The organism is Luteimonas galliterrae, from assembly GCF_023374055.1.
Classification (GTDB): Bacteria; Pseudomonadota; Gammaproteobacteria; order Xanthomonadales; family Xanthomonadaceae; genus Luteimonas_C; species Luteimonas_C galliterrae.
On sequence record NZ_JAMBEP010000001.1, the window covers coordinates 1887313 to 1902189 of the forward strand.

The following is a 14877-nucleotide window of genomic DNA, read 5'->3' on the forward strand; positions in this document are numbered from 1 at the left end:
CAGGTCAGGACGCGTTCGCGACACGTTGATGCGGAACGCCGAGAGCGTTTTCGATCGCGAGCGGGCGAAGCATTAATCCGATAACTGAAGAAGTGTATTGCCATTTGCCCCATTTATTCAGATTGGCCGATCGAGGAGATTGGCGCATCGCCAGGCTTCGCGATGCGCCCGAAGCCACAGCCTCATGCAGACGATCGCCGGTTAATTGCTTCTTGGGAAAAGCCTAAGGCAGAACTGAAATCGCACGGCGGGGCATAGACGCGGGCATTCGAGCTAACCGGCGCGCCCATCCACACGAAGGGCATTGATGAGGATCCGATATCGCCATCTGCCGCTGGCGGCCGTCACTTTTTTTCCCTGAAAGCATCTGGACCAGCACTGCCGATGGTTAGCCGTCGTACCCGACGCATAGCGACCTAAGCAACAAACAATTCAATATGGGGAGGTTCATACTTATGCGCAATCATTATCAGCTTCTTAAACGCAGCACGCTTGGCGCGGCCTTAGCACTATGCTTCGCCGGCGGCGTGCAGGCGCAGAGCAATACGGCAGGCACGGTTTCGGGCCGGGCCGCCTCGGGCGACACCATCACCGTGACCAGTTCGGATACGGGATTCTCGCGAACCATCAGCGTAGGCCAAGACGGCGGATACCGTTTGTCGCAGCTGCCTCCGGGCAAATACACGGTCACGCGCAAAGGCAGCGACGGGGCGACGAATACGCGCGACGTCGTAGTCAATGTCGGCACCGCCTCCAACGTCGATTTCGTGGCTCCCTCCGCTGGCGATGCCGCCCAGCTCGAGACCGTGACCGTGATCGGCACGGGCGCAATCAACCCCATCGACGTGTCCTCGGTCGAGTCTTCGACCATCCTCACCGAAGAAGCCATCGATCGCTTGCCGGTCGGCCGCGATACGACTTCGGTCGCCTTGCTCGCGCCAGGCACCGTTCGCAGCGACAGCTTCGGCAACGTGGCCTCATTCGGCGGATCTTCGGCGGCCGAGAACGCGTACTACATCAACGGTTTCAACGTCACCAATATCCGTAACGGCTTGGCGTACAACGAGGTGCCCTTCGAAGGCATCGCCGAAACGCAGGTCAAAACCGGCGGATACGGCGCCGAATTCGGACGTTCGCTGGGTGGCGTCGTGAACGTCATTACCAAACGCGGCACTAACGAGTGGACATTCGGCGGCAGCGCCTACTACACGCCCAACAGCTTGCGGAGCTCGTTTCGCCGCGAGGACCTTGGCTCCGACGGCCGCTGGGGCTTGGTCGACGCCGAGCACGAGCAGGACGAGCTCATATACAACGTCTACGGCAGCGGCCCCATCCTCAAGGATCGGCTTTTCCTCTTTGCCTTGTATCAAGGCAATAAGACCGAAACCGACCTGTACGGCACCAATTTCACCAACTTGCGCCGCGGCCAGTTCGACAAGAGCAACAACGACAAGGGCTTGGTGAAGATCGATTGGAACATCACCGACAGCCACGTGATCGAGCTGACCGCGTTCCGCGACCGCGAAGAGACCACGCGTGACGTCTTTCAGCTGCTTGAGCCTTGGAGCAAGCGGCTGGGAGCTTTCCAGGGCACCCAGAGCTTCGTCACCGGCGGCGACAATTACATCGCGAAATGGACGGGCTACTTCGGCGACAATTTCACGTTGTCTGCGCTGGCTGGCCGAGGCGAGTACCGCAATGCGTCGATCACGCCGAATACGGACTGCCCGTTCGTCCAGGACAACCGGCCCGGCCAGCCATCCCGCCGCGGCTGCGCGGTCGCCGCAGCGTTCTCGACCGAAGACGCCGGCGACGATCGCGACGCTTACCGCATCGATGCCGAGTGGGTGCTCGGCGACCATACGCTGCGCTTCGGCCTGGATCGCGAGGAGATCAACTCCATCGCCAAGAACGAATCCTCGGGCGGCATCAGCTTCACCATCGATCCGGTCGGCGACGCGCCGTTGCCGCCCGGCACGATCGTGCCGCCGGGCACGACGGCCATCGTCACAGCTCGAGAGTTCAGCAACGGCGGCGAGTTCTCTACCAAGAACCAGGCTTACTACCTCGAGGACAGCTGGCAGATCTCCGATACCTTCCTGGCCTATGCCGGCATCCGCAACGAATCGTTCGAGAACTTGAACGCGGACGGCATCGTCTTCGCCAAAAAGGACGACACCTGGGCGCCGCGCCTGGGCTTCTCGTGGGACGTCAACGGCGATTCCACCACCAAGGTGTTCGGCAATGCGGGCCGTTACTACATCCCGATCATGACCAACACCAATGTTCGCTTGTCCGGCGCCGAGCGGGATATCCAGACCTACTTCGTCTTCGACGGCACTTTCAGCGGCGGCCGTTTCGACACGCCCGTGCTCGGCCAGCAGATCGCGCGCGTGGTGCAGTCCACTGGCGTGGCCGCCGATCCGCGCAGCGTGGTCGACGACAACCTGTCGCCGCTGTTCCAGGACGAGTACATCCTGGGCTTCCAGCAGCAATTGACCGACAAGTGGTCGGCGGGTATCCGCGCGATCCATCGCAAGATGAGTTCGGGCATGGACGACTACTGCGCTTACCAAGCCCCGCACGATTGGGCTGCGGCCAACGGGTTCTCCAGCACTCCAGACGACGAGGTGGACGGCGAGATCACGAGCGAAGCGGATGCCATCGGTGAAGGCACGGCGCATTGCTTCCTGATGAATCCGGGCCAGGACCTTTCGGCGAATATCGACATCAACGGCGACGGCACTCTCGAAAAGATCAAGATTCCGGCCAGTGCGCTGCGGCTGCCGACGCCGACCCGCACCTACAACGCGCTCGAGTTCTTTTTCGAGCGCGTTTGGGACGGCAAGTGGACGATGCAGGGTTCCTACACCTGGTCCAAGAGCATCGGCAATACCGAAGGCTATGTGAAATCGGACATCGCCCAGCCCGATGCCGGCTTGACCCAGGACTTCGATTTTGCGGAATTGATGGAGAACAGCTACGGCTACCTGCCGAACGATCGCCGCCACGCCCTCAAGATATTCGGTTCGTATCAAATCGCCGACGAATGGCGGATCGGCGCCAACCTGATCGTCCAAAGCGGCCGTCCTTTGAACTGCTTTGGCGATTTTCCCGAGGGACGAAGCAAAGAAAAGACGCTGTATACGAACTCGTCGTTCTTTTGCGATGGGGTTGCCGCGCCGCGAGGCACCCGCGGGCGCCTGGACTGGACGCGCAACCTGGGCCTGCAGGTCGCTTACGAGCCGAAGTGGGCGGCGGGCCTTTGGGCCAAGCTCGATGTGTTCAACGTGACCGACGAGAGCACGGTGACCTCGGTTCGCGAGCGCCAATCGCCCCGAAACCGCCATCTGCAGCCGCTCACCTGGCAGGCGCCGCGCTCGGTCCGCTTGAGCGTTGGCTACGATTTCAGTTTGTAGCATGGCCAGTCGTGGGCCGATTCATCGAAGCGGCCCACGACTTCTTCAATCGGCAAAGGCCGTTGGCGGTGAGTACGGTTAGTTGATCGCACCTAGCTTCTATATCCGAGCCAAACGCTCAAGCTGCCGGCATTTTCAGCGCCTCCTCGGCTTTTGAGTACCAGCAAGATCCACCGTTACGCATGAGCTAAATAGAGCGCCATATATGGTGCCATTGCTGTAACCCCCTTACCCTACCTGCAGTCGAACAAACCCCTCGGCTGTAGGTCTTTTTTGCCGTTCGCAAATCGCATGTAAGTTTGGCCAAGCCTCGTTGCATATCGTTGCGAACCTGGCAGCGCGCGCCGATGCGATAGCAAGAGCCCTAGGAACGTCCAATGCGCATACGATTTCTCGCCGTAACCCTGCTGGCCCTCGGCGGCCTGCAAAGCCCGCTGCATGCAGCGATTCCTATCCAATCCTCAGAGCTCGACGGCCTGACGATCGGGTTGCCGCCGGATTCCGGATGGAATCGGATCAAAGGCGCTGCCCAGCAGATCGCCTATGAACGCAAAGCTCAAGGCCATCCCGCTATTAAGTTGACGTTTTCAAGCTCAACCATCGGACCCCAGCCGGAGAACCAAGCGTTCTTCCGATTCGCCGAAGCCAGGCAGGAGCAGACGTTTTCCAAGCTCAAAAAAGTGAGCGGCCATTACTACTATGGGATGCACGAACAAGGCGTTCCCTGCGTCCGTTACGATGGCATTTTCGAAGACAAAACAGCCGGAGCTTTGCCTTTCGTCAGCGTCAGGGGCCAGCTGTGCCGCCACCCGGCCTCTTTTGAGAAAATGATCCAAATGGAACTGACTCAGCGTTCCGACACCAGGGAATCCGCCTACAAGGCCGACCTGTCGAAAACGGCGGATCAAGTATTCGGCGCCACGCAGTTCACGGTTGGGGCCGCGGAGGCAGCCGGTCCGAAGCCGGAATCGTCCGCAAAATAGAGGGAATGAAAGATTGGAGCGCTTTGGTTGAATCCCAAGACGGGCTGCACGACGTTCGAGCATCGCTCTCCAAGATGCTTTACGCAGGGATAGGGCGGGCGACATCGACGTCGCCAGCCTGGTAAGCATTGCCGCCGTAGTGGCCAGCTACCTCATTTGAAGCCTTTCACGATCACTTCCACGCGGCGGTTGGGCTGAAGGCAGGCCACCAGCGCATCGTGCTGAAGCTTGCCGTCGCATTGCTTGACCGGCTCGGCCTCCCCGACCCCGTGTGCGGACAAGCCGTCGGTCGACACGCCGTTCCGGACCAGCACGTCGCGAACGGTTTCCGCCCGCTGCCGCGAAAGCCGGAGATTGTCGGCGTCGCTCCCGATGAAGTCGGTATGGCCGACGACCTGGACGATGCTCGCGTCCGACGACTTCAACTCCTCGGCCATCTTGAGCAGCTCATCGCGGCCGCCGGGCAGCATATCGTCCAGGCCGGACCGGCCGAATGCGAAGAGCGCGTCCGTCGAAATCCGGAAACGCTTCGGATCGGCGGTATTCGGCCCATCCTTCAACTGATCCGCACAGGACGCAGGCGACCAGTGGAAGCTTTGCCCGCGATACCCGTTGTCGAAAATCACCTTGTACTGGCAGGTGACGACCTGATCCCCATTGCGGAAATGAAACAGGTAGTCCCATTCCCGCGCGCTGAAGCCTTCCCGGAAGTGCGGTCGGCCGACGAGATCGTACAGCTGATCCTTGGTGACGGCCGGACCGATCTGCCGCAGCGCTTCCTTGGTGGGAAACGTGCCCTCTTTCAGCACGATCCGATCCAGGGCCGGGAAGACGACTTCTTCCGCCTGGCCCTGAGGCGTGATGTCGCGGCTCACATGCCGCGTGCATCCGGCGAAGGCCGCGGCCATCGCGACGGCGCAGAGCGCGAGCGGAATGCCGCGCATGACGTTGTTCGATTCTTTCATTTCGGCTGCCCCTGTTGGATTCTGGCGGCGGCAGGCTGCGCGGCGATCGCGCAGCCTGCCGTCCTTGTTCACCACTGGATACCGGCGCCGGCCGAGAAGCCGACTTCGCGCGTGGTATTGCCGCTGATCTGCGCCTTGTAGACATAGCGGCCGTTGTCGGTGATGCCGGACAGGCCGACGGCCATGCCGTATTCGCTTTGGTACCCGCCCACGCCGACCGCCAGCATGCTCTTGCCCGGGAGGTAGGCTTGCGGCATGCCCGCCATCGCCATGGCCGAGGCGGTGCCGCCGCGATAGCCGCGGTTCGCGCTCCAGATGTCGTCCCGCAGCTCGTCGATGCGCGCGTCGGTGTAGCTGTTGGCCTGATTGAGCGTGTTCGTCAAGCCGGTCTGCAGCTGGGTGACATTGACCGCGTCCGTGCCCGCGACGCCGGCGGCGACGTTGTGGATCGTCGTCGGTCCCGTGCCGCCGGGATTCAGCGTGATGCTGTTGTTGTTGACCGTGCCGTCGACGTTCTTGTCGTATTGCACGCCGCCGGCCGTGAAGCCCTTCAGCTGCGAGACGTTGACCGCATCGGTGTCGTTGACGCCGGCCGCGACGTTGGTGATCGTGCGCTCGCCGCCGACCGTGCCCACCGACACGGTGTTGTCGGCCGAAGCGACCGAACCGGCGCCGATCGCCACGCTGTTGTTGCCGGAGGCCACCGAACCGTTGCCGAAGGCCGAACTGTTGTCGCCAGACGCCGTGCTGCCGTTGCCGACCGATGTGCTGTTGTCGCCCGAAGCGATCGCGTTCGCGCCGCCGGCTGCCGAGTTGGTGCCGGTGGGCGACGGCGCCACGGTATTGTCCTGGCTGACCTGGAACATGCCGCCGGAACCGTTGCCGATGTTGGTGATCGAGTCCTCGATGTTGGTGACGCGCGCATCGATCTGGTTCACCGCCTGATTGGTCGCGTGCAGCTGGCTGCCGTTCACCGCATCGGTGCTGTCCTCCGAGATCCGCCCGGCCGCTACGTTGGTGACCGTGCGTTCGTCGCCCACGGCGCCCACGCTGACCGTGCCGGTCGGTGTCGCGCCGGCGAAGTTGTAGGTGGTGCCGGCGATGGTTGCGCCGGCGGTGCCGACGGCGGCTGCGGTGGTCGATCCCGCGCCCAACGCCACGCTGTTGGCGTTGCCCGCCGTTGCGCCCGCACCGATCGCCACCGCATCGGTCGCGCTGGCGCCGGCATTCATGCCCGCGGCGATCGCGCCTGCGGCCGTCGCGCCGTTGTTGCTGTAGTTGCCCGCCGCGGCGCCGCCGTCGTTCACGCTGTAGTAGTGCGATGAACCCTGGTTGACGGTGGTGCTGAGGTTTTCCAATGCCTGGTTGGTCGCATGCAGCTGGGAGCCGTTGATCGCATCCGTGCTGTCGCCGGCGATCCGTCCGGCCGCGACGTTGGTGATCGTGCGCTCCGCGCCCGAGCTGCCCACGCTTACGGTGCCGATCGGCGCGACGCCGGCGAAGTTGTAGGTCGCGCCGTCGAGCACGATGCTCGACGTTCCGACTGCCGCCGCCGTCACCGCATTCGCGCCCAGCGCCACGCTGTTGAGGTCGGAAGCGGTGGCGCCGAAGCCGATGGCGACCGAGGAGTCGCCCGCGGCAGTGGCATCCACGCCCGCCGCCATCGCGTTGAGACCGGTGGCGCCGTCGTTCGCGTAGTTGCCGCCGGCGATGCCGCCATCGTTGACGCTGTAGTAGTGGGTTTCGGCCGCTGCGATCTGGCCGGTCAAGGTGTCGGCCACGGCATACAGCTGCGAGCCGTTGATCGCATCGGTGGACGTATCGGAAATCTGGCCCGCTGCCACGTTGGTGATCTGACGTTCGGCGCCGACAGCGCCGACGCTCACCACGCTGGTCGGCGCTGTGCCCGCGAATCCGGCGTAAGTGATGCCGTTGATCGTCGCGCTGCTGGTGGGCACCGCAGCCGCGGTCACGCTGCCCGCGCCCAAGGCCACGTCGCCGACGTTAGTGGCCACGGCGCCCGTGCCGACGGCGATGCCGTCGTTGGCGCTCACCGTGCCATCGGTGCCGATCAGCACGCCGTTCTGGACGCCCGCGGCCAGCGTGCCGTCGCGCGCCAAAACTTGGTTGCCGGCGATGCCGGCGCCGAGCGTGTTGCGATGGCCGATCACCAGGTTTTCGGTAGCGGTATCGAGCGTGTTGTTGCTGCCGATCACCACGTTCGTGTCGGAATCGGCCACGTTGTTGCCCAGGCCGAGCACCACCGCGAGGCTCGAATCCTCCACCGTATTCGAAGCGCCGGTGACGAGCGCGCCGATGCCGTTGGTCAGCCGGTTGTTGGAGCCCTGGACCATCGAACCCGCGCCGCCGATGACGGTGTTGTCGCCGCCCAGGACGCCCACTTGGAACGCGTTGGTGATGGTGTTGCTTTGGCCGAAGATCCAGGAATTTGTGCTGTTGTCGATCGTGCTCGAATCGCCGACCACGATCGAGTGGTCGCTTCCGGGGAACGCGCCGCCCACTACTCGCGCGTTGTAGCCGATGGCGATGCTTTGCAGCGTCCCGGCCGTCGCGCCTTCGCCGATGGCGATCGACTGCTGGCCATCCGCCGATGCGCCGTAACCCATGGCCACCGCGCTGCTGCCCGCGGCCGTCGCGTTCACGCCGGCCGCCAACGCATTGCCGCCGGTCGCCCCATCGTTGTTGTAGTTGCCGCCGGCGATGCCGCCATCGTTGACGCTGTAGTAATGGACGGCGCCCGCGTCGACTTCGTTGCTGAGATTCTCGATGGCCTGGGTCGCGGCGAACAGCTGCGAGCCGTTGATGGCGTCGGTCGAAGTGCCGCTGATCCGGCCCGCGGCCACGCCGGTCAGCGTGCGGGAGACGAATCCGCCGGAGATGCCGACCGTGGCGTTCGGATTGGTTCCGGCGAAGGCATAGTTCGTGCCGTCGATCGTCATTCCGCTCGTCGCGACCGCCGCCTGCGTCACGCTGCTGCCGCCGAGCGCCACGTCGTTGGCGTTGTTGGCGCTTGAGTTCAAGCCGATCGCCAGCGCGCCGGTGCCGGGCGCATTCGCGTTCCTGCCGATGGCGATGGAGCCCGTGCCGAGCGAATCCGCGCCGACGCCCATGGCGATGGACCATTGGCCCGACGCCACCGTGCCGGTGCCGATCGCCACCGTGTCCAGATTGGAACTGGCGGCGCCCGACCCCAGTGCGATCGCATTCTGCGTGCTCGCGTTCGCGGCATTGCCCATCGCGAGCGAGCTTGCGCCGGCCGCGGAAGCGCCGACGCCCGCGGCGATCGCGTTGAGGCCGGTCGCGCCATCGTTGTCGTAGTTGCCGCCCTGCACGCCGTTGTCGTTGACGCTGTAATAGTGCGTCTGCACGGCCGAGGTCGCATCGTCGAGCTGGCTGACGTTGACCGCATCGGTAGGATTCACGCCGGGCGCGACGTTGGTGATCGTCAGGCCGCCGGCATCGATACCCGTGGTGGTCACGCTCGGCCCGCCGGCGATGGTCAATCCATTGTTGTTCAGCACCGTGCCGCCCGCAGTCACGCTGTTCACCGCGATGTCGTCGGCCAAGTCGAAGGTCACGTCGTTGCTGCCCGCATCTTTGGACACCACGATGTTGCCGTCGGCGTTATTCAGGTCGATGCTGTTGCCCGTGGCGCTGTTCGGGCCGACATCGGTGGCGTTGGCGCCCTCGGCGCTGACCGTCCAGCCGTCGCCCAGGGCTTCCACCGCCTGGTTGGTGGCGAACAGCTGCGAGCCGTTGATCGCGTCGGTCGAGGTATCGCTGATCCGGCCCGCCGCGACATTCTGGATCTGCCGTTCGGCGCCCACGTCGCCGACGCTCACCACCGCACCCGCCGCCGGGCTGCCGCCGGCGAAGGCGTAGGCTGTTCCGTTGATCGTTGCGCTCGGGGTCGGGCTCGCTGCCGTCACGGCGCTTCCCGCGCCCAGCGCGACCGCGCCGTCGAGGCCGGCGGCCACGGTCACATTGCTGCCGAGCACGAAGGCGTTGTTCGCGTTGACCGTGTTGTTGTTGCCGAGAACGTAGGAACCGTTGCCGTTGACGAGGTTGGGATCGCCGATCGCTGCGGAACCTGCGCCGTTCACGATGTTGCCGTTGCCGATGCTGATCGCGTCCATGGCGTTCGCCTGCGCGCCGTTGCCGATGGCGATCGCATTGGCGCCGCTGGCTACGGCATTGGAGCCCTGCGCGATGCTGTCGCCGCCGGTCGCCTCCGCATTGAAGCCGAGCGCCAGATCGCGCGAGGTGGAGCCGTCCGTCGCCCCCGCCTGCGCGCTCGTGCCGAGCGCCGTCGAGAGGAGGCCGGAGGCGGTCGCCTGATCGCCCGCCGCGAGGCTGGAGGGACCGAGCGCCCGGGCGCGGCTGCCCAGCGCCGCGCTGAAGTCCACGGCACGGGATTCGTTGCCCACCGCGACGCTGCCGCCGCCCACCGTACTCGCGGCGCGGCCGATCGCGACGTTGCTCGACCCGTTCGCTACCGTGTCCGAGCCCAGCGCGATCGAGTCGGAGACCAACGCTCTGGCATTCGTACCCTGCGCAATGCTGTTGAGCGCCAGCGCCTGCGCGCCGGTGCCGATGGCGATGGCGTTCGCGGTTTGGACAGCGCTGCCGCTCGCACCGGCCACCGCAGTGAAGCCCTGCGCGAGCGAGCCGTTGCCGTAGGCGGATGCGCCTACGCCTGCGGCGACAGCGTTGACCCCGGTGGCGCCGTCGTTGTCGTAGTTGCCGCCGACCACGCCGTTGTCGTTGACGCTGTAGTAATGGATGGCGCCTGCATCGACTTCGTTGCTGAGGTTCTCGATTGACTGATGGGTCGCGAACAATTGCGATCCATTGATCGCATCGGTCGACGAATCGCTGATCCGGCCGGCCGCCACATGGGTGACGGTGCGCTCGGCGCCAGCGTTGCCAACGCTGACCGTCGAGCCCGGCGTGGTGCCGGCGAAGTTGTAGACCGTGCCGTCGATCGTCGTGCTGGCCGTGCCCACCGCCGCCCCTGTGACCGAGCCGGAACCGAGCGCCACAGCGTCCGCATGGTTCGCCAGCGCACCGGTGCCGAACGCGATCGCATCCTGCGCGCGCGAAGCCGCGCCATCGCCCATGGCGATGCCCGAGGGCGCGCCGATCGTCGTCGCCGCCCAGCCGATCGCGATGCCGTTGGTGGATGCCGCATCGACCGCGAGGCCGGTGTTGGCGCCGATGGCGATGCTGCCGTCGCCGGCAGCGGTGACCTGGTTGCCGAGTGCCGTCGCATTGACGCCGCTCGCCGCGCTCAGGTAACCGACGGCGGTGCTTTCGAGACCCGTAGCCCGTGTCTCGTCGCCAAGGGCGACGCTCTGCCCCCCGCTCGCAACAGTGCTCAAGCCTATGCCGATGGCATTGGGGCCCGACGCGGCGGCATTGGCGCCCATGGCGATGGCGCCGACGCCCGAAGCGGCGGCGTTGGGACCGACGGCGACCGAGTTGGTGCCGCTGGCGCCGTCATTGGCGTAGTTGCCCGTCTGCACGCCGCCGTCGTCGACGCTGAAATAATGGATCGCGTTCGCGTCCACCGTATTGCTGAGATTCTCGATCGACTGGTTGGTCGCGAACAACTGCGAGCCGTTGATGGCATCAGTCGAAGAGCCGCTGATCCGGCCGGCCGCGACATTGGTGATCGTGCGTTCGGTACCGACAGCGCCAACGCTGACCGTCGAGGTCGGCGCGATGCCGGCGAAGTTGTAGGTGACGCCGTCGATCGTCGTGCTGGTGGTCGCTACCGCCACATCCGTTACCGAACCCGAACCCAACGCTACATCGTCTGCGTTGTTGGCGATTGCCGTGTCGCCGAATGCGACTGCGCCCGCAGCCAGCGCGCTGCTGGTGCTGCCGATCGCAACGCTGCCTTGGCCGACCACCGTGTTCTGGTAACCGATGCCGACCGCGCCCTGAGCCGCGATACCGGGCGTGCTCACGGCCTGGCCGCCGCCGCCGACCATATTGGTGTTGCCCATCGCCACCGAACCGTTGCCGGTCGCGGTGTTGTCCAGGCCCGAAGCGATCGCGCCATTGCCGGTGGCGGTGTTGGGATCGCCGATGGCCACTGCGCCGTCGCCGTTGGCGACGTTGCCCGAACCGATCGCGACTGCCCTGCCCCCGGTAGCCGTGGAACCCCGGCCGATGGCGACCGCCTCATCGGCGTCGGCGACGGCTTCGCCACCGATGGCGATAGCATTGGCGCCCGATGCGTTCGCGCCTGCGGTCGCATTGCCGCCGAGCGCAAGCGCACCGGCGCCGGAAGCGTGCACGGCGGTCGCCGCGTCGATGCCGCCGCTTCCGAGTGCCGTCGCGTAGGCGCCGCTTGCCTGGGCGAGCGTGCCGAGGGCCGTGGACCTTTCGGCGGCCGCGCTGGCGATCCGGCCGATCGCGATGGACAGATCGCCGTCCGACTGCGCGAACCCGCCGATCGCCATCGATTCCGATCCCGACGCTTGTGCGACTGTGCCGATCGCGATCGCGTTGATATCGCCCGCGACGGTGCTGGTGCCCAGCGCGAGGGAATTGACGCCGGAGGCGGTGGATCCGTTGCCGAAAACGAACGCGCCATCGGCCGAGGCTGTCGAAGTCACGCCGACCGCGGCCGAATTGTTGCCGGTGGCCACGGTCTCTACGCCGGCTGCCAGCGCTAGGGCGCCGGTGGCGCCGTCATTGTTGTAGTTGCCCGCAGGAGCGCCGCCGTCGTTGATGCTGTAGTAGTGGATCTCGCCGGCCGCGATGGCCGACTGCAGCGCCTGGTTGGTGGCGAACAGCTGCGAACCGTTGATCGCATCGGTCGAGTTCCCGTCGATGCGGCCGGCCGCGACGTTGGTGATGGTGCGCTCCGCACCCAGCACGCCTACGCTAACCGTCGACGTCGGCGTAGTACCGGCGAAGTTGTATGTCGTACCACCGATCACGACGCTCGGCGTCCCCACTGCCGTTGATGTGACGGAACCAGAACCCAGCGCCACGTCGCCGATATTATTGGCGATCGCCGTGTCGCCCAAAGCAACGGCGCCGGCCGCCAACGCGCTGTTGGTGCTGCCGATCGCGACGGCGCCCTGGCCGACGACTGTGTTCTGGTAACCGATGCCGACCGCGCCCTGCGCGGCGATGCCGGGCGTGCTGACCGCCTGGCCACCGCCGCCGACCATATTGGTGTTGCCCATCGCCACCGAACCATTGCCGGTAGCGGTATTGTCCAGGCCGCTCGCGATTGCGCCGTTGCCGCTGGCGGTGTTGGGATCGCCGATGGCCACCGCGCCGTTGCCGCTGGCGAAGTTGCCTTCGCCAATAGCCACCGCTCTGCCGCCGGTGGCGGTCGAATCGTTGCCGATCGCCACGGCGCCGGCCGCGTCCGCGAGCGCTGAACGGCCCATCGCGATCGCGTTGTCGGCGGCCGCGTTGGCTTCGGTTCCGATCGCGAGCGCATTGATGCCGGTCGCTTGAGCCAAGGCCGAGATCGCTACGGCATTGGTAGCGGTCGCATCGGTATCGACGCCCAGCGTTATCGCGTTGACCGCGTCCGAAGTGCTGTTGCGACCGATAGCGATGGCGCTCTGGTCGATCGCTGCGGCGCTTTGGCCCACGGCGATGGCGTCCGTACCGGTCGCCCGGCTCGCGAGCCCCACCGCAACGGCGTGTTCCTCCGATGCCGTCACATCCGTGCCGATGGCGATAGAGCCCACCCCAGTGGCGCCCGCTCCTGGAGCCGTGCGGCCGCCGATATTGATCGAATTCAGTTGGGTCGCGACCGCCTGGAAGCCTATGGCGACAGCGTTCCGGCCGGCTGCGTTGGCGCTGCTGCCTTGCGCGACGGCATCCAGTGCCGAAGCGCTTGCCAGGGTACCGATGGCGATCGCATTGCCCACGCTCGCATTCGCGTTCACGCCGATCGACGTCGTTGCGTCTGCCGCGACGCCAATGCCCGCGTTGGTGCCGATGGCGATATTGTCGTCGCCGCTTACCAGGCTGCCTGCCGCAGCGTCCAAGCTAGCATCGTAGGCGACCGTGCCGTCGCCGGTGCCGAAGGCGACGTTGCGCGTTCCGGTGACGCCCGAACCCGCGCCCCGCATCGCGCTCGCAACGCCTCCGCCCATGGCCGTGTTCTGCGCACCGCTGACCAGCGTTCCGGCGGCGACACCCACTGCGACCGAACCGGTATTGGCGATCGTCGAGCCCGCACCTGCGCCCTGACCGACCGCAACGGTGCTGGCCCCGAAAGCGGCCGCTTCCGCTCCGAGCGCAAGCGAACTATTCCCTAGCGCCCGAGCGCTGTTTCCGACGGCGGTGGCTGCGGCGTTGCTTGCCGTTGCCGAACGGCCGCCGGCGAACGCATCGGCACCGCTGGCGTTGGCACCAGAACCTATCGCAGCGGAATTCCCGCCACTGGCGTTGGCGAAAGAACCCACGGCGCTGGCGCCGACGCCGGTGACCTCAGCGGACGCGCCGACTGCGGTCGCATTGGTGGCGCTCGCGTTCGTTCCGGACCCCAATGCGGTGCCGTTGATCCCCGTGGCATCGGCTGAGTTACCCATTGAAACGCCGCCTTGGGCGGTCGCAGTGGCGGCAGTGCCGAGCGCGACGCTGAAACCACCCGTCGCGCGCGTATTGACGCCGATCGCGATGTCGTTGGGCAAGGCCGTGTTGGTTTCGACGCCCGCGTTCGCGCCCAGGCCGAGCGCGATGGACTGGTTACCCCAGGCCCTGGATGAGGTGCCCATGGCCACGGCGCTCGTGCCTGTCGATCTGGCTTGGATGCCTATGGCGACGGTGCCGTCGACGGTAGCGGCCACGTCGGTGCCGATGCCGATGGCGCCTTCGCCCAGCGCACCGGTCCCTCCGGCGGTGCGCGCGCCCATATAAATGGAATTAACTCCAGAGGCAATGGCTTGGTAGCCGACAGCCGTGGCATTCAGCCCCGTGCTTTGGGCGTTATAGCCTAGAGCAGTGGCTCCGCCTGCAGTTGCTTGGGACAGCAAACCCGCGCACGTCGCGCTGCCGTTGTATTGGTTGTACGGCGCCGCAGTGCAGTTCGCCTGCGCTTGTGCGTTCGATGCCCATCCCATCCCGCCCATCGCCAGCAGCGCGATCATGACCCCCGCGAGGCCATGCACCTTCGGTGTTGTCGCCGGGCGCGAAGCTTTCTTTCCGCCTCCGGCTGCCTTGCCGTCCAGCGTGGCCAGCTCCGAAGCGACCACCAGCTGGTTCAGCGAGCGGTTCCATACCACGCAATAGATCTTGTTCATTGACTGCCCCCCGTTACAAGCGAAATACGATGTTTTGCGCGAAGAAAAAACGGCAACGCGCTATGAACCCTCTCGATAAGGGTCGCGCCACCTGCCGTAGCCGAAGCGGTGCGTGCACCAACCGGCATCAAGTCCCGATTGCGCGCGCTGCGCGATCGTTGTCGCGCCTAAGGATCCCGCTCGGTTTGCGCCGCGTGCCGATTTT

At 65.5% G+C, this 14877-nt stretch carries 4 protein-coding genes; 2 read left to right on the plus strand and 2 right to left on the minus strand.

Annotated elements, in window-relative coordinates:
• Positions 1-455 precede the first annotated feature (455 nt).
• Positions 456-3419, plus strand: coding sequence for a TonB-dependent receptor (locus tag M2650_RS08740; protein ID WP_249473305.1), 2964 nt, complete (start codon positions 456-458; stop codon positions 3417-3419).
• 377 nt (positions 3420-3796) lie between these two features.
• A complete protein-coding gene (locus M2650_RS08745) occupies positions 3797-4402 on the plus strand; it encodes a hypothetical protein (RefSeq protein ID WP_249473307.1) in 606 nt (201 codons plus the stop codon).
• 152 nt (positions 4403-4554) lie between these two features.
• On the opposite strand, the gene M2650_RS08750 is transcribed toward M2650_RS08745, so the two are convergent.
• Complete coding sequence (locus M2650_RS08750) at positions 4555-5439, minus strand: OmpA family protein (protein WP_249473309.1); 885 nt, start codon at positions 5437-5439, stop codon at positions 4555-4557.
• Complete coding sequence (locus tag M2650_RS08755) at positions 5436-14672, minus strand: ESPR-type extended signal peptide-containing protein (protein ID WP_249473311.1); 9237 nt, start codon at positions 14670-14672, stop codon at positions 5436-5438. The genes M2650_RS08750 and M2650_RS08755 overlap by 4 nt, the downstream gene beginning before the upstream one ends.
• Positions 14673-14877: the final 205 nt, after the last annotated feature.